At 60.2% G+C, this 22593-nt stretch carries 14 protein-coding genes; 6 read left to right on the top strand and 8 right to left on the bottom strand.

The features are described from left to right. Positions 1-43 precede the first annotated feature (43 nt). Positions 44-676 carry a CatB-related O-acetyltransferase gene (locus tag ACO079_RS00635; protein WP_421791018.1) on the top strand — a complete coding sequence of 211 codons (633 nt, stop codon included), beginning with the start codon at positions 44-46 and terminating at the stop codon, positions 674-676. 37 nt (positions 677-713) lie between these two features. Next, the gene (locus ACO079_RS00630) at positions 714-1889 is read left to right on the top strand and encodes a vWA domain-containing protein (protein ID WP_421791016.1); all 1176 of its coding nucleotides are present in this window, start codon (positions 714-716) and stop codon (positions 1887-1889) included. Between the two features lie 19 nt (positions 1890-1908). Here ACO079_RS00630 and ACO079_RS00625 read toward each other — a convergent pair whose 3' ends face one another. The 4 genes from ACO079_RS00625 to ACO079_RS00610 all read right to left on the bottom strand — a co-directional run bounded on the left by ACO079_RS00625 (position 1909) and on the right by ACO079_RS00610 (position 7929). Further along, on the bottom strand, positions 1909-4458 hold the full coding sequence (locus ACO079_RS00625) for an alpha/beta hydrolase (RefSeq protein WP_421791015.1): 2550 nt from the start codon (positions 4456-4458) through the stop codon (positions 1909-1911). A 129-nt stretch (positions 4459-4587) separates the two neighbouring features. Beyond that, a complete protein-coding gene (locus tag ACO079_RS00620; protein ID WP_421791013.1) occupies positions 4588-6561 on the bottom strand; it encodes a M64 family metallopeptidase in 1974 nt (657 codons plus the stop codon). Further along, the gene (locus ACO079_RS00615) at positions 6558-7223 is read right to left on the bottom strand and encodes a hypothetical protein (protein WP_421791012.1); all 666 of its coding nucleotides are present in this window, start codon (positions 7221-7223) and stop codon (positions 6558-6560) included. Before ACO079_RS00615 ends, ACO079_RS00620 begins: the two co-directional genes overlap by 4 nt. 103 nt (positions 7224-7326) lie before the next feature. Then, positions 7327-7929, bottom strand: coding sequence for a glutathione S-transferase family protein (locus ACO079_RS00610; protein ID WP_421791010.1), 603 nt, complete (start codon positions 7927-7929; stop codon positions 7327-7329). Between the two features lie 172 nt (positions 7930-8101). Between ACO079_RS00610 and ACO079_RS00605 the strand changes: the two genes are divergently transcribed. Then, entirely contained in the window at positions 8102-8374 is a 273-nt protein-coding gene (locus tag ACO079_RS00605; RefSeq protein WP_421792980.1) for a chorismate mutase, read from the top strand. Positions 8375-8474: 100 nt separating this feature from the next. Here the strand turns inward: ACO079_RS00605 and ACO079_RS00600 are convergent, their stop codons facing one another. Next, on the bottom strand, positions 8475-9302 hold the full coding sequence (locus ACO079_RS00600) for a hypothetical protein (protein ID WP_421791008.1): 828 nt from the start codon (positions 9300-9302) through the stop codon (positions 8475-8477). Between the two features lie 129 nt (positions 9303-9431). Between ACO079_RS00600 and ACO079_RS00595 the strand changes: the two genes are divergently transcribed. Next, entirely contained in the window at positions 9432-11267 is a 1836-nt protein-coding gene (locus ACO079_RS00595) for a winged helix-turn-helix domain-containing protein (RefSeq protein ID WP_421791006.1), read from the top strand. Positions 11268-11294: 27 nt separating this feature from the next. Here ACO079_RS00595 and ACO079_RS00590 read toward each other — a convergent pair whose 3' ends face one another. Continuing rightward, complete coding sequence (locus ACO079_RS00590) at positions 11295-11609, bottom strand: Hpt domain-containing protein (RefSeq protein WP_421791005.1); 315 nt, start codon at positions 11607-11609, stop codon at positions 11295-11297. 76 nt (positions 11610-11685) lie between these two features. After that, positions 11686-11976: a hypothetical protein gene (locus tag ACO079_RS00585; RefSeq protein ID WP_421791004.1), complete on the bottom strand. Its 291-nt coding sequence runs from the start codon at positions 11974-11976 to the stop codon at positions 11686-11688. A gap of 166 nt (positions 11977-12142) precedes the next feature. Between ACO079_RS00585 and ACO079_RS00580 the strand changes: the two genes are divergently transcribed. Further along, complete coding sequence (locus ACO079_RS00580) at positions 12143-19219, top strand: hypothetical protein (protein ID WP_421791003.1); 7077 nt, start codon at positions 12143-12145, stop codon at positions 19217-19219. Positions 19220-19226: 7 nt separating this feature from the next. Here the strand turns inward: ACO079_RS00580 and ACO079_RS00575 are convergent, their stop codons facing one another. Then, positions 19227-21698 (bottom strand): zinc-dependent metalloprotease, encoded by a 2472-nt coding sequence (locus ACO079_RS00575; protein WP_421791002.1) that lies wholly within the window; start codon positions 21696-21698, stop codon positions 19227-19229. Between the two features lie 233 nt (positions 21699-21931). Between ACO079_RS00575 and ACO079_RS00570 the strand changes: the two genes are divergently transcribed. Continuing rightward, the gene (locus ACO079_RS00570) at positions 21932-22519 is read left to right on the top strand and encodes an RluA family pseudouridine synthase (RefSeq protein ID WP_421792978.1); all 588 of its coding nucleotides are present in this window, start codon (positions 21932-21934) and stop codon (positions 22517-22519) included. Positions 22520-22593 lie beyond the last annotated feature (74 nt).

The following is a 22593-nucleotide window of genomic DNA, read 5'->3' as shown; positions in this document are numbered from 1 at the left end:
CCACTTGCCACTTGTTGATCCACGCAAATGCAAAAGGCCGCTCATGCCCTTGTCGCCCGATCTCTTGCGCCCCGTTGAAGGCGCACCGTCCATCGTTTTCCTGAAACCGCTTTTGAAAGACCACCCCAAGGCCGAGGCCAGGGAGTATTCCTATTTCCATTCCTTCGATGACCCGGAAAGCTTTCCCGAAAACATCAAATACGCCTTTGACTTCGTCGAGGACCGTCTGGTCATCGGTAAGTTCTGCTCCATTGCGCATGGTGCGAGCTTTGTTTTGAATGGTGGCAATCACTTTGCCGACCGGCTGTCGACCTATCCCTTCCCGATTTTCGGTGACGGCTTCGGCGCGCCCGATCCGGGCGCATGGCCTAATAAGGGCGGGATCGATATCGGACATGATGTTTGGATCGGCTGGGATGCCACGATATTGCCGGGTGTGACGGTCGGCCATGGCGCTATCATCGCGACCAAGGCGGTCGTGACTTCAGATGTGCCGCCCTACGCCATCGTGGCCGGCAATCCCGCGAAAATCGTCAAATACCGCCTGCAGGAAGCGGATATTGCGCGTCTCCTGGACGTCGCCTGGTGGGACTGGCCGGTGGAGAAAATCGCTGAAGCGTCCGATGCGTTGATGAAGCAGGATGTGGAGGCTTTGGAGCGGTTCTCCCCGCGTTAGCATTGACGCGAAACCGAAAAGCCGCAGTTTAGCCGTCATGCTCCATCAGTTCTTCACCCATCTGCGCGCGGCGAAAATACCGGTGACGACCCGGGAATATCTGACGCTGCTGGAAGCGCTCGATAAGGGCGCGGTGGCCACAGACATCAATCATTTCTATTCCGTAAGCCGCGCCGCCCTGGTGAAGGATGAGCGCAATTACGACAAGTTCGATGCCGTCTTTGCGCACGTCTTCAAAGGCGTGGAAGCCCTTTCTATCCTGTTTCAGGAAACGGATATCCCCGAAGACTGGCTTCGCCAGGAATTGGAAAAGCTCTTAAGCCCCGAAGAGATGGAAGCGCTCGAGGCCATGTCGTTTGAAGATCTGATGGAGACCCTCAAACAGCGCCTGGAAGAACAGGAAAAACGCCATGAGGGCGGCAATAAATGGATTGGTACGGGCGGCACCTCGCCCTTCGGACATGGCGGCTATAATCCGGCCGGCGTGCGTATCGGCGGCAAGTCCAGGCACAAGAAGGGGGCCAAAGTCTGGGAGCAGCGGCGATATAAGGACCTGGATGGCGAGCGCGAGCTGGGCACCCGCAATCTGAAAGTTGCGTTGCGCCGCTTGCGCAAGTTTTCCCGCGACAGTGCGCGCGAGGAGTTTGATCTCGACACCACGATTGACGCCACCGCCCGGCAGGGCTGGCTCGATGTGAAAATGCGGCCGGAACGCCGCAACGCCATCAAAGTGCTCGCCTTGTTTGATGTTGGCGGATCGATGGATCCTTATGTTCGCTCTTGCGAGGAATTGTTCTCGGCGGCCCGCTCGACCTTCAAGAATCTCGAATATTTCTACTTCCACAATTGCGTTTATGACGGCCTGTGGAAGTCTAATCTGCGCCGCCGCTCAGAGACCGTACCGACGATGGATGTGCTGCATAAATATGGCCGCGACTGGAAGATCGTAATCGTCGGCGATGCCTCCATGGCGCCCTATGAAATCACCCATGCAGGCGGCTCGGTTGAAGGCTGGAATGAAGAGGCCGGCGCGGTCTGGCTGAACCGTCTGGTCGAGCAGTATCCCGACCTCGTCTGGCTCAATCCAGAGCCGGAAAAATGGTGGCAGCACGCCTATTCCATCCGCCTGGTACAGGACATTATCGGGCCGCACCGCATGTTCCCGCTGACGCTGGAAGGCGTGGATGAGGCGATGAAGGAGCTGGGGCGCTAGCCTCACCTCCCCATCGGGTTCACGGGAATTGCGCGTCAGGAATCAGAACGACTGACACCATCGCATTCGTGCCGCCAAAAATCATGGCCAGTCCGTTGGTATAAGCCCCATCTGGATCATCCAATTGGGCTGAATGCCCGAAATAGCTCCCGGCGAACTGGCAGCCGCCTGTCAGATTTATTCCCACAGTGAAGACATTCAGACCCGCTTGCGGCAGGATCATGGTTCCATTCAGCTGGCAGGCATTTGTGCCATCACTGACATTGCCAGACATGATTCCCTGCGCGCTGATTGTTACTGTTCCCAGCTCACGCGGTTGGCCATTTTCCTCGTCAACCAGGTCGTAAACTCCGGCGATGCCCGCCTGGGTGACGGTGCGTCGCGACAACAGGCTGTAGACCGCACGGATCCGCCGCGGTTGATCCGCAAGCAGGCTGGGCGCGTCGACCCCGCCGGGACCAGCCGCCGTCGGCGTGACATTGCCACGGATGAAATTCTCCGGCATCCAGCGACCACCGATATCGCGGCTGGCAGCTGGCCCGTTCCCTCCGACAATTTCCAGCACGGACCCACTAAAGCTCGGCTGGGGCGTATCCGAATTATTGGTTGTGAGGGTCCGCTCAAAAAAACCATACTGAGTGTGGTTCTGCCCAAAGCGTTCGCCATCTGACAGCGCGGAGTGCCCCCCGCCCGGATCGATCACAAGCGTGCCCTGAAATATTTCACCGTGCTCGAGCGCGGCACCGCCAATATCCATGGCCCAGATCCCTGCTGGCATTGAATCCAGATTGGTGTCGACCACGCGTCCTTCGACCGTTACGGCAACGCTGGTACGTCCGCGTACCACATTGCTGCCATCACGGAATACGACGTTGCTTCTAACGATATCAGGAAACAGCGGGATGCCCGCATTCTGGGCCAGCGCCCTTACAACAAAGAAGGACGGCTGATCACCGATCTGGGCTGTAACGCTGGGCCCACGAGGCCCGACACACACTGACGAGGCATTCGCTTCGCAAATATCGTAGGCGATCGGCAGCGCTAGACCGCCATCTTCCGGGGTAACCGTGATCGTTGCCTGATTGTTTCCCGCCGCCGGTGCATCGAGGTCAGGTGTTGCGTCGCCAGCCCCAATGTTGATGGCAGAAACTGCGAAAGGCACAAAACCCGTCGGTGAGCCCACTCGCGCAACTCCGTCTGCCGAAAGTGTAGAGCCAATCGCAAGGATGTCGGGTGCATCAGCGTCTGATGACAGCACGAAATCCGTGAGGCCTGGCCGATAGGTTGCCCGGACACTGCCGTCACAAACAAAGTCAATAATCGCGGTCGTGCCGCTGAAAACCGAATTCGGCGTCAGGCTGAACAGAAAATTCTGTGTCTGGCCTGCGGCGATATTGACTGGTGTGTCTACTGTGCCGGTCAGTGCGTTCGCCGGGCTGGTAGTTTGATAGGAAAACGCCGCGTCGACGGAATTGAGCAATTCGAGACGGCAGTTTTCCGCCGCGCTTTCTCCAATATTGGTGATCGCGGCAAAGGCAGTTGCTGGATTTCCCACAGTGACCGCCCGCGCCCCGGGGAGAATGGATGCGGCAATCGTGGCGGCAGAAAAATTGGCCGCGCTGCAAAGCTCAGGCATATCGGAGACGCATCCCGAAGCGAACGCTCCGCCTGCGAAGACTGTATCGAGGAAAGCGATGTTATGGCTTGCGATTGTTGTCCCCTGCACCGTTCGTGTCAGGGGCTGAACCGCACCAAAACCATGGCCGACTCCTGATAATGGATAGAACCAGACGCCATTATTGGCGGTGGCCTCTTCGGCCACCAGATCCAGGGCTTCCTGATAGGCAACGGTCGGATCGGCATCTCCGTGGATGACCATCATCGGAACACTACTACCGGCCAGAGTGAAGAGACGCGACATGCTGCCGTAATAATCGATGACGCCTGTCACGGGTGCGGCCAGTGTCCAGCCCAGCTCGTCGCTCCCATAAGCGACATTCAGTGACGTAATCGCGCCTGCAGATGACCCCCAGAGCACAAGTCCACGGGTGTCGAGATTGTAGGTTGCAGCATTGGCCATAAGGAAGGCCATTGCAGATCTCGTATCTTCCATGGCACCGAAATAGGCTTTCAGCTGCCAGCCCAATGCGGTGTCGCTGTTCAGAACGGCCAATTCCGCCGCCGTCATGTTCGCATTCAGGAAAGCCTGCATGTCAGCCGCCAGCACAGGTCGATCGCCTGCCAGGCGATAGCTGATCATTGCAACCGAATATCCTTCGTTAACGGCCTCGCGGATCAGATCGACAAACTGGGTGCTATCCCGCGCCCCGCCGACAAAACCGCCGCCATGAATGCCGATGATCAATCGGCAACCCTGAGAGGGGCAATCAGCATCCGGTGTATAGATATCCAGCATCAGCGGGATATCGCCGGCTTCGGTGCTCCCCTGAGCATAGGTGATATTCGGCGTTATTTCGATCTGGCCGTATGCCCGATCCACAAATCCGAATAATCCAATGGAAACGAGCAGAATGGCCGCCGAAAGTTTTGAAGTTGTGCCAAGAAACATGCACACCCTCCCCCTCAATTTGCGGCAAACTCCAATACAGAGTGAAGGTCATTTCTGCGAGGGGCAAGAAAAAACCGTCACGCGATATGGCCAATTCGCTCGTCCACGCGCGATTAATCCGTTCCGGACTTACTGAACGGTCCGCACAGCGACACTGGTGCCGCCGCGTGAATCCTGACGGTTCTGTTCAAATCCGGCAAAGACGCGGAATCCCTCCGGGACAAATCGGATCGGCCCATGGCTGCGGATGAACATGCCAAAGGTTTTCACCTCGTTCTGCGCGAAAGTGACGTCCAGCCAGTTGGCGCGCGGTCCCGTACAGGCACCTGTGTTCGGGTCGGTTTCGCAGAACTCCACCTCCAACGGCAGCGCCACTGGACCCAGATCACCGCGCAAGGTCACTGTGCCGGCAGACCCGATATTCACCGCTGACAGCGCGACAGCCGCACGGCGGCCATCGGACGGCAGATCCGCGACCCCCGGCGTGCCGATCGTGGCGGCCACCGAGACAATGTCCGGCGTGTTTCCCGCAGATGCCGATATCAACGCGGAATTCACACCCGGACCGCGCAGGGACGGGTCGGAATTATCGCAATCGGCGACAACAAAGACCTCGTCATTGGATGCATTCGCGGCATAGGTAGCGGAAAAAACATAGCTTGCGGAACCGCCGGCGGGGATGTTCAACGCCGGATTTTCACCCCCAATCACGCTGTTATCCGCCGGGTTGGTCTGACGATAGGAAAAGGCGGGAGTCGCTGCGCCGCCGTTTGAATTCTGAAGCGAGAGCGTGCAATTCGTGCCCTCTGCCGTACCGCTATTGATTACCGTGGCAAAGGCAGTTGCCGGGGCAAAGCCGGACATGGACCGGGCATTGGGAAGCACCGCCGAAACCAAACGCGCCGCCGGAGTATCACGGTCTTCCACATTGATCGTCCACGACCGCTGATGCGTGGTGTCACCGTTCGGATCCTGCCGGACCAGCGTGGTCACATCGCGGATGGTGGCCGTCACCGTGTGCTGACCGACGCCATATTGCGCGGCATCAAAGACGAGACGTGTGCCTGCCGCGCCGAAGCCAATTCCGTCATTGGCCGGTGCCTCCACCCCGCCCGGAAATGCATTGACCACATTTCCATTCACGCGCCAGGTAATCGCTATGGCCTGATCATCGATCGTCTTTGGAACCACCGATAGCCGCGTGCGTGAATTGCGGGTTACCGCCAGCGAACCCGCCGGCGGGCTGACCGCGTCAAATCCTGGCGCGGTCCGGTTGAAGGCCCGGACAAACTCCTCGGTGTTGATCTGTTCCATTGGCTGATTGAGCGAACGCATCAGCGAGTTGAATGTGGGGCGGAAAACCCCGGTCGAACAGTAATGCCCGCCCTCATACATGCCGGGAATACCCATTGCGCTTCCAGTCGTGGGAACCGGTGTTGCAGCATCTATCCAGACCTGCCAAGGGCTGTCTGCCCGGGTGGATTGTGCCGTTGTATTGAGCTCGTTTGGTGGTCCGTAGAGGCCCGGCTGGCGTGCGCAGATGCTGGCATCCTCATACTCATCATTGAGCGATACAAAGCTGTGGCCAATCTCGTGCTGGAAAACCGACGGCGCCGCCGGGTGCAATGTTGTTGTGGCAAAAAATCCGCCACCGCCACCGTAAGTCGCCGTGTTGGCAACGATCAGCCGGATATGAAAATTGATGTCCGGCGCCGCGGCCTGAAGTGCGGCACTTGCCCGGCCATTGTCGGCACACAAAAGCCGTTCAATGTTGAAGCAACCCAATTCCAGCCCTAGCGCCGTATCAACCGGACTACCCGGACGGGACACGCCGGATTGATTGGAAACCAGTTCCAAACGGTAGACGTTGAAGTGCTCGCCATATCGGACATAGGGCGCACCGCCGATCAGGAAATCCCGGAAACGGTCGGCTTCTGCGCGGAAGGCGTCCTGTTCCGCAGTGGTAAACCCGTCGCCCATGATCACATAATTGATCCGCGAATCCGGATCGCCGGTCATATAGATCGGAACAAGCGTCTGGGCCGAGGCGGCGGCGCTCAATCCAAGCACCGCGGCCGTGGCAAGGCCGAGTTTGCGGATCATTGGCCTGCCTCCAAAATCTGATCAACCCGGATGCGGCCCAGCAAGCGGCCCTCCTCGGGCGCAAACCGACTCCCGGCTTCATCAAATACCGAAATCGAGACTGTTTCCTCAGGCAGGCTGACCGCTATAGGTGGCAAGGACACGTCCTGGATCAGGCCGCGATTAGACCCGGCCACGTGCTGGCCATCTGCGCTCCAGCCCTCATAGCGGACAAAGCGTGGGTCGGCGATAAAGGCCTCGCCCAACACACGCCCTTCTTCGCCATAGGCCACAACGCGCAGGCGTTCGCCGGGCCAGCCGGTCCGCCGGGTCGGAGAAAGCTCAATCGGGGCACCGCGTTCGGCAAACACATCATCGCCGGTCAGGAATAGTTCAAATTGCCGGCCTTCACGGCGCTCGGTCCGGTCCGTCACATTCAGAAAAACCGGATCGGACTGGAAATGTTGAGCTGCCGCTGCGCTGCCGTTTAGCCGCACCTGTCCAGACGCCAAATCCAGCTCAACGAATTCGAGAGAGGCACCCATCGCCGCGCGCTCGATATAGGTCCGAGCCTCCTCGGCCGAACTAAACTGGCCGGGCTGGAACCGGAGTTCGATACTCTGCGCGAACGCGCAGCTGGCCATCGCGACAGCCAGGCTGATACCGGCCGAAAAAATTTTCATATCCTGCTCCCGGTTCACGGTTTCCAGCGCAGCGTTTTTTATCCGCGTGGTCAAGTCAAAACGGATGGATTCTCCTATCCGCACGGGCCAGGAATGACCGCCTTCAAGGCGATGCGGGATCGATTTCGAGCTCCCGTTCCACGCGGTGGATCCAGGCCCTCACGGCCGGAAAATCCGTCAGGTCAAACCCGCCTTCGTGCGCAACACGCGTGTAAGCCACCAGCGCGATATCCGCGAGTGTCAGACTGTCTCCGACAAAGAAATCCCGCGCAACCAAACGCATCTCGATCACGCCCAGCGCCCGGCGGCCCTTCTGCATCAGCATGGGATCGATCTCGTCTTCGGGCAATTTATGGCGCTGTACCATGACCCGGCGAACGGCAATGGCGGGTTCATGGCTGTATTGTTCCCAAAACAGCCATTCCATCATCTTGGCGCGGTCATACCGGTCTTCAGGAATGAGATCCGACCCTTCAGCCAGAAACAGCATGATGGCCGCCGACTGCGCCAGGATCCGGCCATCGGGCAACACCATGCAAGGCACCTGACCGGCCGGGTTGATGGCCAGAAAGTCATCGTTTTTTGTATCGCCCGCCGCGATGTCCATTTCATGCCAGTCGAACTCAATGCCCATGCGCTCGGCAACCCAGCGCGTTTTCAGGCAGTTACCGCTTTCCGACGCTCCGTAGATCGTGACCCTGGCCATTTATCGAATCTCCCTCAACCGGAGGAAAAGCCTAGCGCGCGGACTAGCCGCAGGCCAAGCGCTTGGCGTGCGGGTCACTTCGCCATAGAAAAAGCCCGAACAAGACGAGAGCGCGCTGATTGTGACCCCAACTCTGACCGATAAGATCAAAGCCCCCGAAGACTGCCAGTCCATGATGGATGTGCGGGCCGGCGTCGACGCTGTAGATCGCGAGCTGGTGAAGCTGATCAAGATACGCTCGGGCTATATGGAAGCCGCCGCCCGGATCAAACCCGACCGGGACGCGGTTCGGGATGAAGACCGCAAAGCCGACGTTTTGAACAAGGTGCGGCGGTCTTCACAAACTGCGGGTTTGCCACTGGCGATCGCCGAACCGGTCTGGGAAACGCTGGTGGAAGCGTCGATCGCCTATGAGTTTACCGTCTGGGACAAAACCCGGGTTTAGGCGGAAAAAGCCTGCCCGAAAGTCGGAGCTGTCCGCAACTCCGGTTCAAAAAAACAGGCGCCCCGCAGGGCACCTGAAAGTCAAAAGGAATGTACCGGGCTTAGTTGCGTTGGCGCGCGGCCGGACGCCCGCCGAGCCCGGGTGTCGGTGCATCGCTATCATAGTCATTTCGGTCATGCGTATTCTGCGCAAAAAAATCCAGCGGAATGGCAATTCCCTGATTGAGCAGGGGCATCCATGACGGTGTCGCGACAAGATTTGAGGCGGTTTCGTTAATCGGACGAACGGCCATGGCTCTTGGACGGCGCCGGTCCCTTGCGTCGGGACGGAATGAACGCGCAGCAGCGGTTGGCGGAACCCCTTCGTCGGGCACCGGCCGATAAACATTATGGTTCAACAATTTCGTTGCGACGGCATATCCAATCGTTCTCCATTGATTGTTCTGGCGCACCTCCCAAAAGATGGTTGCAGAATCCATTGGCTGATTGACACGAATGCGGACACGGTCACGCGATATTCCATTATGCGCTGCCGGGTCGAATACGCGGACAAACCGGATTTCACGGCCGTCAGCCGACACATCATAGAAATTCGCACCTGGATGCGGCAGGTTCGATTCAAAACCCGTTTGACCCTCGGGAACGATGAAATTCATCTCGGCGTTCTCAAGATTTTCACAGGCGGTCTGGACCACCAATTCGCGTGATCTGTCCTGCATCCGGCGGAAATCCATTTGCAGCGCAAACGTACAATTGGGCCCATACGCCCCCACAGGATTGCCATGATACTCAACCCCCGCCCAGGACGTATCATTGGCAAATGGCAGGCGATCAAATTGCGGCACCGATTGGGCCGATGCCCCTCCTGAGAAGGCTGCGGCGATGGCGGCGCTTGCCAAACCAGCCGCTATTAAGACGTTATAACCCATAGGTATTCTCCATCATTGAAAGGAGCCTCGACCGTATGGAGTCACCTGCCTTCTGATCCTGAGGGAAACCTGAAGACATTCTGAAAAATATCTGAAAAATGAGGGGCACGCGATCAAAGGCCATCACGCATGACCGTCCCGGAATCATCAAACACCAGATTTCTGAAAGCCGACCATTTCGTGGTGGATCGCGCGCAAGAGACTGTTTTCGTCAATGGCGATGCTGTCGACCTTCGCGGGCGGAATTATGCGGTGCTGTTGATATTGATGGAAAACGCGCCCGCCCTTGTTACCAAAGACCAGTTGCTCGATGCCGTCTGGAAAGATGTGCCGGTCACCGAAGGCGTACTCACGACAGCCTTGAAAACAATCCGCAAGGCGATCGGCGAACCGGCAAGCGGCACCCGCTATATCGAAACCCGTTACGGACGCGGTTATCAATTTGCGGCCCCTATCGAGGCCGTCGATGATCCAGGAATGCTTGTCGCGGGTCTCGAGCCGGACCGCCCCGTGGAGACATCGCCATCGGCCAGGCCACGCTGGCAATGGGTGGCCGGAGGCTTGGCGGGCATCGTCCTGATCGCGGCAGCGGCACTGTTCTGGCCATCAAACAGCCGGCAGCAAAACGACCAGTTACAGATCACCTATGCGGACGAACTGGCGGTAATCAGCCCACATCTGGAACGCGAATTTTTGGCTGCCGGATTGACGAATAACGCGCTGTTCGCCTCACGTTACAGGCTGGAGCTGCAGCTTATTGACGGGGAAGGTCAGGCCTTTCTGGAACAAAGACTTTTAGATCATGCGAGCGGACAGCTGATTGATTCCCGTGCCTTTCCCCGCGATCAATTATCGGATGCGGACCTCGCGCTCCGTCTTGCCGTTGAAAATTCGAATATCTTTTTCTGCGTGGAGGCCTTGCAAAACGAGGCCCGTTCGCATGGTGTTGAAACCGGTTTCCTGACATCGGGTCTTGTCCAGCTGTGCCGTGCGATGAGCTTCCCGGACAGTGCGCATGACCCGATCGCCGTCGCACAAAGATTGTTGAATCAATCGCCTGACGAACCCTTTTTCATGGCCGTTTTCGCCATGAGCGTGTTTGAACAGCCGAGCCGGTTTTTATTCGGAAGATCGAATGCAGAGAGCGCACAACTGCGCGCTCAGGCGCAGGAACTATCCCGCGCTGCGGAACTTGCTTCGCCTGACTCCGACTATATCCGACTGATGGCCTTGCTCGCGCGCCTCGACGAGATGCCGATCCGAGACCAATTAACGGCCTTATCGGACGTCAACCGGACAGACCGGATTGGCGCGTATGCCATGCTGCGACGCGCCATGCTGTTGCGACAGGTCGGTCGGATAGACGAGGCGCAATATATGTCAGGGCGCCATCTGGCGAGTTGGCCATACAATCAACACGCAACCACCCTCCATGCCCTGACGGCCTATACATCTGAACAGCTGGACAGGGGGCGGGACGCTTTTGCGTCCTATCTTGAACTTTATCCCGGCAACGCTTCAATCGAAACGGCGCTGTTACTCCAGACCTTGCTGTACGGCCCCGAAGAGGCGCGAACCGCGCTCATTGATCGCGGATTGCCCGATCAATTTGCCAGTGTATTGCCTTGCTTCCGGATTCCGGATGAAGCGCCTTTGTCGGACGGTCAAATCGAACAGCTCGTGGCCACTTGCAATGAATTGGATCTGGTGTTTTCCGCGCGGCAATTGGCGCGGGCTGGCGAGACCGGCCGGGCTCTGGAGATACTGGAGCAGATTGATCCAGCCTCTGCCGGACTTGCGGTCATTTTTTACTATCCTGAATTTGCATCGGTCCGCGAAACCGACCGGTTTGCCGACATCGCGCAGGCTTTTGGCCTGATCGAGGTCTGGCGGAGTTCGGTCTTGCCGGATTTCTGCTTTGCTGAACCCGAGGCAGCTGTCTGCGTACGGGCATCTGATGGATAAACCCGCCACGGCGGTGGAATATTGTGCTCAACGCTGCAAAGCGATTTCTATCTTTGCAAATGCTTCGTCAGCCTTTTGGCGAATATCGACCAGCGCCATAGGCCAGGCCGGTTGCAGGGTGTCTTCTGCCCGCTGGCAGGCCTCGCCCAGCGCAAATGCGCCTACGCCGCGCGCCGCACCTTTCAGAGTGTGGGCCGCGGCCTTCCAGGCATTTTCATCAGCAGCGGTTTCCATGGCCGCCAGACAGCGCGCCGCCTGTTCTTTCAGCAGGCCGACCAACTCGGCTTCCAGCGCCTCGTCACCGTCCGTGTACTGGCTTAAATGCGCGCGATCAAAGATCATGAAACCTCCCGGGGCCGGTCAGATTCAACATCCTACAGGCGGTCAGTTAGGAAAGGCTTTCCATCGAGGCAACACCCTATTCCATGCGTACGGCCCAGGCGCCCGACAGGCCAGGCCCGGAGATCAGGATCAGAATTCCGTGCACCCCGGCGAAGGGCTGTAACGGCAGAATCAGGGCCGCGTGCTGGCCCGCCTGGTCACACCCCGTCAGGCTCAGCGTTGCGGCCAGGGGCGAATGAATTCGGGATTTTGGTCTTGGGAAAGGATCTGAATCCGCGGTCGAAAACGCTTCGCCTAACCCCTCGATCAGCCGCGATCGGCATGGGTTTGACGGCTCCGGCAGACCCGGGTCGCCGCCTGCTCGCATAGCGCCGCGGTCAACCTCTCCAGTTCCGCCAAAGCACCGTCAAATCGGTTGGTGCGATGCCCCTAACATCCACGCCCGGCTGAAACCTGAAACCCCAAAAGGGTTGCGGCATTCCGTCGCTGGCCCCTAAGGTTAACGCAAGGTTAATCGAGATTGGGGGATCGGGATGCGCCAGATAACTGAAATTACGAAGAAAAACCGCGTAATTCTGAGTTCGACGGTTTCCAGGCTGGTGCTGGCGAGCGCGTTAACCGCCGCCCTTACCGCCTTCTTCGCCCCGTCTGCGAGCGCAGATGATTGTTTACTCGACACCAATAATGACGGCGATGCGGACGACAATTCGGACGGCGATGGCGGCGCGGACTCGGGTGGTGTTGATGCCCGGCTGGCCTGTGGTGTCGGGGCCACGGCCACCGGCGGCTTCGGTACCGCCGTTGGCGGTGTCGCGCAGGCCACCGCCCACGAGGCCAGCGCGTTTGGCAACAACGCGGTTGCGTCGGGTTCGGATGCGACAGCGATCGGATCTGATTCTCAGGCAAGCGGAGATGATTCAACCGCAGTTGGGGAATTTTCACGTGCCACGGCTAATCGCGCAACAGCAATCGGTGACAGTGCGGCCGCGAGCGCCATAGACTCCATTGCGATCGGTCAAAGCGCAGACGCCACCCATGAAGGTGCAATCGCAATCGGCGCGGATGCGCAAGCGGCAGATACCGGTAATATCGGCATCGGAAACCAGTCAAATGCCAGCGGCTTCACCTCGATCGCCATCGGTGCCGACGGTACCGATGCGGGAACGGCCGGAGCACAAGCGGCTGGAGATCTATCCGTTGCGATCGGCAGCGACTCAAGCGCCGCCGGCAATCAATCCGTATCGATAGGTAATAGCACGTCAGCATCCGCGAACTTCACAACGGCGGTCGGGCAAGAATCGACCGCCAGCGGCCTTTATGCTTCTGCGTTCGGCATTGGCGCCCTGGCCAGTGGAACGCAGTCCTTGGCCGCAGGGCGGTCTGCGGTTGCCTCCGCGACAAACTCAGTTGGGGTTGGCGCGCTTTCCACATCGACCGGAATTGGCTCAGTGGCTTTGGGCTGGGACGCGGATGCAATAGAAGAAGGTGCCATCGCCATCGGCCAGATCGTTGATGCATCCGGAGACGATGCGATTGCAATCGGCAATTCGTCTGACGCCACTGGAGAGGGCGCAATCGCGCTGGGCGGCGATGGAGGTGATGCCAATACGCTTGGCGCGCAGGCAACGGGCGAAAGCAGCATTGCGGTAGGCACTGACGCGACGGCTTCCGGTTTGAACGCCACAGCCGTTGGCCTCCGTGCGTCGGCCACCGCGACAGATACTGTGGCCATCGGCGAAAACGCTGCCGCTGGAGGCAGCAATGCCGCCGCATTTGGTGGCGGTGCCAACGCCAGCGGAAACGGCAGCCTGGCGGCTGGAAACAACACCGTCGCTTCCGGTTCCAATACCACGGCCGTCGGTGTCGCAGCCAATGCAATTGGCGAGTTTGCTACCGCCATTGGCTCAGGCGCTAACGCGGGCAGCAATTCCGCCCTTGCTGTCGGTATCCTGGCAAATGCTTCTGGCGGTAATAGCATCTCATTAGGAGCGTCGTCTGATGCAACCGCGTCAAGCTCCATCGCCTTGGGCAGCGATGGCCCGGATGGAAATTCCGACGGCGCGCAGGCAACGGCAATATACGGTATTGCTGTTGGAGCAGATTCCGTGACGAGCGGCGTCTCCGCAGCAGCCTTTGGTGTGTCCGCAACGGCAACGGGCAACGCCGCCATTGCAATCGGTGCCGCCTCTTCGGCGACCGGCATCAGCGATGTCGCGCTGGGGAGTAGCGCCAGCGCGTCCAATGGCAGCGCAATCGCGTTGGGCGCTTCGGCAACGGCGAACAGTTTTCAGGCCATTGCTGCGGGCGCTTCTGCAGACGCCACGGCGGCCCGGGCAATCGCGATAGGCGGGGATGGCAGCGATGGCGGCGCCGATGGTGCCCAGGCCACGGCCGCCGGTGCGATCGCGATCGGTGCGGATGCCCTGGCAAATCAGTCCGGCGTTATCGCGATTGGTGAAGGTGCCAGTGCCAGTCATGCTGAAACGACGGCCATCGGCGCCGGCGCTACGGCGTCGTTTCCACAAGCAACGGCTATCGGCGAGGCAAGCACTGCTGCAGGCAGCCAAAGCACGGCCATAGGATCCGAGGCCAGCGCGACTGCGGTGGCCACCACAGCCCTCGGCGAATCCGCGGCCGCCGCGAATGCCCATGGGACGTCTCTGGGTTCAGCAACGGCGTCTGGTGAATACGGGATTGCCGCCGGATCGGCCGCAACCGCCACCGGTGTGCAAAGCGTAGCGATCGGAGCGAATGCCAATGCGTCCGCGCTGGGGGCAATCGCAATTGGCGGGGATGACACGGACAGCGCCAGCGAAGGCGCGCGCGCGACCGGTGTCGACAGCATCGCACTGGGAAGAGACACGGCCGCATCTCAGGCGGGCAATATTGCGGTTGGCGCAAATTCGGTTTCCAGCGGTGTGAACTCTGTTGCGCTAGGCCGCGAGACGGACGCAACGGGTGAAGCCTCCGTTGCCGTGGGCGCTTTCTCGCAAGCGACGGCGGATCGGGCTTTGGCGCTGGGTGTGAATACCACGGCGTCTGCGGCATCCGCCACAGCCTTTGGCGTGTTTGCCCAAGCCACTGGTACAAACACAGCCGCCATTGGCACGTTCGCGAATGCGGGTTCCGCTTCGGCCACGGCGATTGGCGCTTCGACCGTGGCCACCGGGGCTGATTCCACGGCCATAGGAGCAATCGCCTCTGCCAACGCCATCAACGCCACGGCCATCGGCAGAACCGCGCGGGCAAATGCCGTCAATGCCACCGCCATCGGGCGCGGGGCTGATGCGCTGGCGCTCAACGCAGTGGGGATTGGCGTCAATGTCGATGCGACAGCCGCCAATTCCATCTCCATTGGGGTGAACTCTGACACGACGGGAACCGGGGCCGTCGCCATTGGGTCCTTTTCTCAGGCGACAGCGTCAAATGCCTTCGCCTTTGGCACAAATGCCAATGCTGGCTTCGCAGGCTCGATGGCAATAGGGGCCAACACGTCGACCACTTTCGTCAATCAGATTTTATTGGGTCTTTCGTCCAGCTTCTACACCCTGCCGGGGCTCGCCAATGCGGCGAATATCGTCTCCGCAGGTGCGATCAGCCATGTCGTGACCATCGATGGGTCGGGCAATCTGAAGTCTGTCGCGATTGGCGAATTCGCACTGGCTGGGCCTGATGACGGTCCGGGCGTACCTCATGCTGGCGGAATCGATGCTCCAGCGGGTGCAGGAGCTGCGTGTGAAGAGAGCTCGGGCCTTGAATGTGGATCGGGCTCCTCAACGACGGCCTCCAACTCAACTGCGGTGGGCGTCAACGCGTCTGCCGGCACAGGCGGGACTGCATTAGGCCGTGAAGCCGAATCGAATGGCACGGAGTCGGTTGCCGTGGGCCTGGGTGCCTCCGGAGGTTCTAACAGCTCGATTGCGGTGGGTTACGAATCTGAATCCGCCGGCGATGGTTCGATTGCGATTGGCGGCGATTTCGACGGCAATGCTATTGGTGCCGTATCCCAGGGTAATGGATCCATCGCTATCGGTGCCGACGCCAATACAGCTTCACAGGATGCCGTTGTTATCGGCCGCGCCGCCACGGCCAGCACAACAGGAAATGTCGCCCTGGGTGTCAGCGCCAATGCCGGCGGGAGTGATTCCACGGCAATTGGCGAAAGCGCGGATGCGTCAACCGGCGCGGGATCTACGGCCGTGGGCGCGAATTCCGACGCCACCGGCTCCGGAGCAACGGCCATCGGCCGAGTTGCAAACGCCGGAAATCAGGGATCGTCCCTTGGCGAATTTGCGAACGCTTCTTCCAGCGCTGTTGCGTTAGGCCATACAGCAAACGCTTCGTCATCAGGCACCATCGCTGTGGGCCGCGATTCTGTTGCCTCGGCCAATGACGCCATTTCGATCGGACACGATAGCGATGCGACATCGGATCGTGCGATCGCCATCGGCGGCGACGGCAGCGACGGCAATGATCTGGGCGCTCAGGCAACGGGAAGCGAGAGCATCGCGATCGGTGCTGACTCTAATTCTTCAGGCGGTAGCGCCATTGCAATGGGATGGGGTGCCAGTTCCACCGGAAGTGACACGGTTGCGATCGGTCGCGACGCAGCAGCGTCGGCCAATGATGCCATGGCGATCGGGGCGACTTCCGCCGCTTCAGGCGACAGTGCTTTAGCCGTCGGCCGCATGTCTTCAGCCGCAGGCAGCGGGGCAACAGCTGTCGGTTCCGGAGCTGATGCGATGGGCGGTTTATCCGTCGCGCTTGGTTCAGCTAACGCGGGCGGAAACAGCGCAATCGCAATAGGTGGAGGTGCCCAGTCCGGCGGGACCGAGGCCATCGCGCTGGGAGCGAACTCAGAGGCCAGCAACACCAGCGCGATTTCAATTGGCGAGCGCAGCGATGCTTCCGGCACAGGCGCGATCGCGCTGGGTGGCGATGATTCAGATGGCAATGATGACGGGGCGCAAGCAACCGGTAGCGGGTCCATCGCGCTCGGCGCGGACACCACATCAGGCAGCACGAATACCATTGCAATCGGAACCGGTTCTGCTGCGTCCAACACCGGGGCCACGGCCATCGGCCAGGGGTCCAGCGCCACTGGAATTGGATCCATCGCGTTCGGCGGCTCAGCGATCGCCGGCTCGTCAGGGGCAATGGCGCTTGGGGGCACCTCGGTCGCCAGCGGGATTAATTCACTGGCGTTAGGAACACTCTCCAATGCTACCCAGAACGATGCGATCTCTATCGGCGCATTGTCCGATGCCACGGCGACAGATGCGATTGCCATCGGGGGGGATGACGGCGGCACGGATGCCGACAATAATGGGGCTCAGGCGCTGGCTGCCTCGGCAATTGCCATCGGATCCGATGCGGAGGTTCAGGCGAACGCGACCTCGGGCATTTCCATTGGAGCCAATTCCAACGTGACCAACGCAAACGGCGTCGCCTTGGGTGGCGGTGCCGAGTCATCGGCTGAAAGCGCAATTTCAATTGGACAGAATTCGGATGCATCCGGAAGCGGCGCCGTTGCCATTGGTGGTGACGCCGGTGATGCAGGCACAGATGGCGCGCAGGCCTCAGGCACGAATTCTGTCGCACTGGCAGCAGATTCGACCGCCAGCGGTACGCACAGCATCGCGGTGGGATTCGGCGCGAGCGCCACGGAACTGGCCGCGGTTTCCATTGGCAACTCTGCGCAAACTTCCGCATCGCATACGGTCGCCATTGGTGTTGGTGCGGCTGCATCCTCAGGCTTTGCCTTCGCCGGCGGATCGAGTTCCGCCGCCTCCGGCCTTCGCAGCGTCGCCTTGGGCAATCTTGCCAACGCCTCAAATACAGGAGCAGTGGCCGTCGGCGACAAGGGTGCCGCTAGCGGCATCGAAGCCATTGCTGTAGGTGCAAGCGCAACTGCGACCGGCACAAGCTCGATTTCGGTAGGCGAAGCGAGCGATGCAACGGCTTCTGGCGCGATCGCAATTGGCGGTGATGCCTCAGACGGTGACAGTGACGGGGCACAAGCAAGCGCCGTTAACACGATTGCGCTCGGCGCGGATGCTGTTGCCAGCCAGGTTGGAAATTTAGCGCTGGGTGCCACGTCGATTGCCAGTGGTGTGAATTCTATTGCCATGGGCCGCGATACCGAAGCGACCGGGGAAGCCTCGGTTGCCTTTGGCGCATTTTCGAGCGCGACCGCCGACCGGGCGCTGGCGTTCGGCACGGATGTAACCGCATCGGCACAGAATGCCACCGGCGTGGGTGTTTTCGCTCAGGCAACAGGCGTGAATTCAAGCTCGATCGGTGCGTTCGCCAATGCTGCGGCCGCGTCCGCCACGGCTATTGGAGCGTCCACTGTTGCCAGCGGCACCGACTCCACAGCCATCGGGGCGGTCGCCTCGGCCAATAACACCAACGCGACCGCCATCGGCCGCACAGCTCGTGCCAATGCCGTGAATGCGACCGCGATTGGCCGGGGCGCGGATGCCTTGGCGATCAACGCCATCGGGATTGGCGTGAACGTCGATGCGACAGCCTCGAACTCGATCTCTATCGGCGTTAATTCGGATACGACCGGAACCGGTGCGGTTGCCATTGGCGCGTTCTCTCAGGCGACCGCCTCTGACGCGTTCGCCTTCGGCACAAATGCCAATGCCGGTTTCTCTGGCTCCATGGCGATAGGGGCCAACACGTCCACGACGTTTGCCAACCAGATCCTGCTGGGCCTTTCGTCCAGCTTCTACACCCTTCCGGGCCTGGCCAATGCGGCAAACATCGTTTCGTCGGGTTCTGTGTCGCACGTGGTCGGCGTGGATGGATCCGGAAACCTGAAATCCGTCGCGATCAGCGAATTCCAGCTGGTGGCGCCGGATCAGGGACCCGGTGTGCCGGCCAGCGCCATGAATAGCGCAGAAACCGCCCGCGTGACCGCGCTGGAAGCGCAGGTCGCAGCGCTGGAAGCGCAGGTACAAGCACTTCTGGCCGAGGTGCGCGGCGACACGTCCACAGCCGGTCAGACAACGGAAGTGGCAGCGTCTGGTTATCGCGATGAAGAGGGCCAGGAGGGTCTTCCCGGAGGCCATGGTGATAGCGGCGGCGGTCATGAAGACTTCGGGGGCTCAGGCGGCGGATCTGGTGGAGATGCCAGCCTGCCGGGCGGTAATCGCGGCGATGATGTGGACACACACGGATGGCGCGGCGGAGGCTCGGCCTTTGGCGAGATCAATCCGAACTATGCCAATGCCACACCGATTGCGGCCAATGCTGCGGCGATTGCCCAGAACACGACGGACATTGCCGCGCTGCAGCTGGACTTTGCGCAGTTCCAGACCGACTTCTCGAACCTGCAGAATGTGGTCGTCACCAATGCCGGGGACATCAAGACCAATACCGATGGTGTCGCGCTGGCGCTGGCCATGGCGGGGGTCACGTCACTTGAAGCCGGGGAGAACTATTCCCTGTCAGCGAACTGGGGCTTCTTCAATGACAGCCATGCGCTGGCCTTCTCGGGCGCCGCACGTGTGAACGAGACCTTCTCGCTCAACGCCGGCATCGGCTTCGGCGCCGATACAGGCGAAGTCGGTGGCCGCGCAGGCGTCCGCTGGGGGTGGTAAGGTGCGTCTAGCGGGGCGTTCCTAAAAGCGCCCCGCTGTCGCAATGCCAGCAATCATCTGCACCGATCGGGCTGCCCGGCGGAATGTCTGAATTGATGACGCCGAGATCCTCGCCCGCATCAATGCGAGCCAGACCAGCCTCGATCTGACTGGCGAGCCAGCTGCTATGTGCGCTGACCCGCTGGCCTGACCAGCGGTTTTCCAGAGAGATCAATTGCGCGCGCGCGGCAACCGCCGCACTGGGAGCGGAGGCTGAGGTCACCCGCAGCATCTGCATCACATATTCCGTCTGGACGGCCTCGCGCACAGCGGTAAGGCGGCGGGCTTCATTGCGCGGCGGCTCCACAATCACCTCGTCCAGCGCTTCAAAAACCTGCTCCGGTGACAACTGGTGTTCATCCCGCGACGACTGCTCGGCCAGACGCGCGAGACGCGCCGGAGACAACATCGCGGCGAGCGTTATCCGGGCCGAGGCGGAGGCCGCATTGGTACGGCTGAAGGCGGGATACTGATCACTCTCGAAATGCTCGCGTTGAGCAATCGGATCATAATCCGTGTAGGGCGAAGGCGAGAGGATCGCCAGCACTTCATCTTGAATATCGAGGAAGGACGGCTGCAGCGTGGCGCTCAACGCCGCAAGCGCCCGGCGCTGTTCGGCTGCAGAATGTGGCCGCACGCCGCTGACACTGGCCGAATTGGTTTCATAGGCAAAATCCACCGCCCCGATCACTGCGCCGGCGGCTTCCACCTGATAGCGGTGAAAAAGATAGATCGGCGGAAACGCATCGCGGATGGCGGGCAGCGCCCAGCCTTCCTGCATGACGTGTGGACCGAAGCGCGCGAGCGCATGATTGCGCACGGCAACCGCCTCGATCAAACCGTCCGTGGCATTCGCGCCATTATCCCAGAGATGGGCGTAAGGATGGCCGGAATTATTCGAGCGAGCATGGCGGTCCGAGATATAGAGCAGGCCTTCGGCGCGCGCTTCAGCGAGAATTTGGGCCAGGCCTTCGGCTTCGGCGGCAGGGTTCGTGTACTGCGAATAAAGCCAACGGACCGAAGCGATATCCCATTCGCCAATATCCGTGTCATAGGCGCGGGACACATCCAGGCCGCCCTCACCGGTCACATTCACCCAGGGCGCCGGATAATCCATGACCGAGGCGCGATTGTTCACGCTGGCGGCAAAATTATGCAGCAGACCAATGGTATGGCCAATTTCATGCGCGGAAAGCTGGCGGACGCGATCCAGCGCCAGTTCCAGCGGATCATCATCATCGCCCGAGCCCGTACCCTGCCGGCCCAGCAGGCCTTCAAAAATCATCCGGTCCTGACGCACCCGCTGGCTGCCCAGAAGGACATGGCCCTTGATGATCTCCCCGGTGCGCGGATCGATCACTGAAGCGCCATAGGACCAGCCGCGCGTTTGGCGGTGCACCCATTGAATGACATTGTAACGGGCATCGAGCGGATGAACGCCTTCGGGCAATAGCTCCACCCGGTATGCATCTTCAAAACCGGCGGCTTCAAACGCTTCGGCCCACCAATTGCCGCCTTCAATCAGCGCATCGCGGATAATCGGCGGCGCGCCGCGATCGACATAAAAGATGATGGGCTCGACCACAGGGCCAGATGCAGCCGACGGGTCTACGCGTTCCAGCCGGTGGCGAACCGCCAGCCGGCGGCGGATCAGCTGGTCCAGTGGTGAGGCCATATCAAAGACTTCAATCGAGATCGCCCCGGAGCGTTCGTCCGCCTCCCGGATCTGATAGCCCGGTTCCGGCAGGGCGACGAAGGAATGGTGCACGGTGAGTGTCACCGACTCCGGGGCGGGTGTCACCGCGCGAACCTCCGCGCCCGGTGAAGAGCCCGACAGGGTAAGCAGCGCATCGATCTCGACATTTTCCGGGAAGACCAGCGCACTGTCGGTAAGCGGCGCAGACCGGCTGGCATCAATCGAAAAACTGCCCTGCCCGGCATTGTCGAGAATGCCGATCGTGTCGACCGGATCGCGGATCAGGAAGGCGGAGAGGTCGATGAGCACATTCTCGCCATCCTCGGCGAGGATATCGGTCGACCAGACGATGGACCGGGCAAAGGATTGCCGCGTGGCACTGGCTTCTTCCTCTCCTGCCCCGATGGCGCGATAGCGCGTGTTTTCAAACTCTGCGAAGATGCGGTCATTGACCCGGAAGAAGCGCAAAATCTCGCCACTGGTGCCGCGCCCGCGATCAATGCCGACCGGGTTGGAGCCCAGGCCTGACGTCATCCGTGCGGCATAGATCATGCGGCCGAAATCGCCGTCCTCACCGCGGCGCAAAAGCGCGAGAATGCGGCCATCACTGTCATCGACATAAAGCGGCACAAAGCCATCGCGGAACTCGAGACCGGCGATGCTATCGGCGAAGCTCTCCTCATCCTGCGCGACCGCGAGGCTCGCGAAAATCAGGCTGGCGATGATCGAGACGGTGAGTTTCATGGCATTCCCCTGGCTAAAGCCTTGCATTTCGACGCGGACGCTAGCCGAACACTTCGCTGGCGTATAGCGGCGGTGTCTCTGACCGTTGTATTGGCGTTGACCCTCACACTCGATAGAAGACTCCGCACGCCGATGGAGCCCGTCCCATTTCCAGCACCCCGCCCCCGGATGATTTCATCTACCGGCCGCCACCGGCCGGGCCTTTACCGGTCATCCATGCAGACGCGCATATTCTGGTGCTGGACAAGCCGGCCGGGCTTTTGACCGTACCGGGCAATGCACCGGAACGGGCCGATAGTCTGGAAACGCGGGCCAGGGCAGACCACCGCAGGGCGAAGATTATTCACCGGCTGGATATGGACACGTCCGGTGTCATCGTTATGGGCCTGACGGCCAAGGCCCATGCCGATATCAGCCGTCAGTTTGAACACCGCCAGACCGAAAAGCGCTATATTGCGTTGGTCCATGGCGAGGTGGCCAAAGACAATGGCCGGGTCGATCAACCGATCATTACCGACTGGCCCAACCGGCCACGCCAGCACATTGATCCGGTCAATGGGCGGAAGGCGGTTACCGACTGGCAGGTTCTGGAGCGCGGCGAGGGTTTCACGCGGGTTGAATTGTCACCCTTAACAGGCCGATCACATCAGTTGCGGGTGCATATGGCCCATCTGGGCTATCCCATCCTCGGCGATAATTTCTACGCGCATGACGCCGCGCGCCAGATGCGTGATCGGCTTTGCCTTCATGCGGAGAGACTCGCTTTCACGCATCCGGAAACGGGTGATAAGATAAGTTTCGAGAGTCCGGTGCCCTTTTAAGCCCGCCTACTCAAACCCTCTGAATATATCTGAATGCTTGCCCTTGACCGCCGGGGCGGTTATCCCCCGCCTTT

The organism is Hyphobacterium sp., from assembly GCF_965228115.1.
Lineage (GTDB): Bacteria > Pseudomonadota > Alphaproteobacteria > Caulobacterales > Maricaulaceae > Hyphobacterium.
This window is presented reverse-complemented; position numbering and strand designations above follow the sequence as displayed.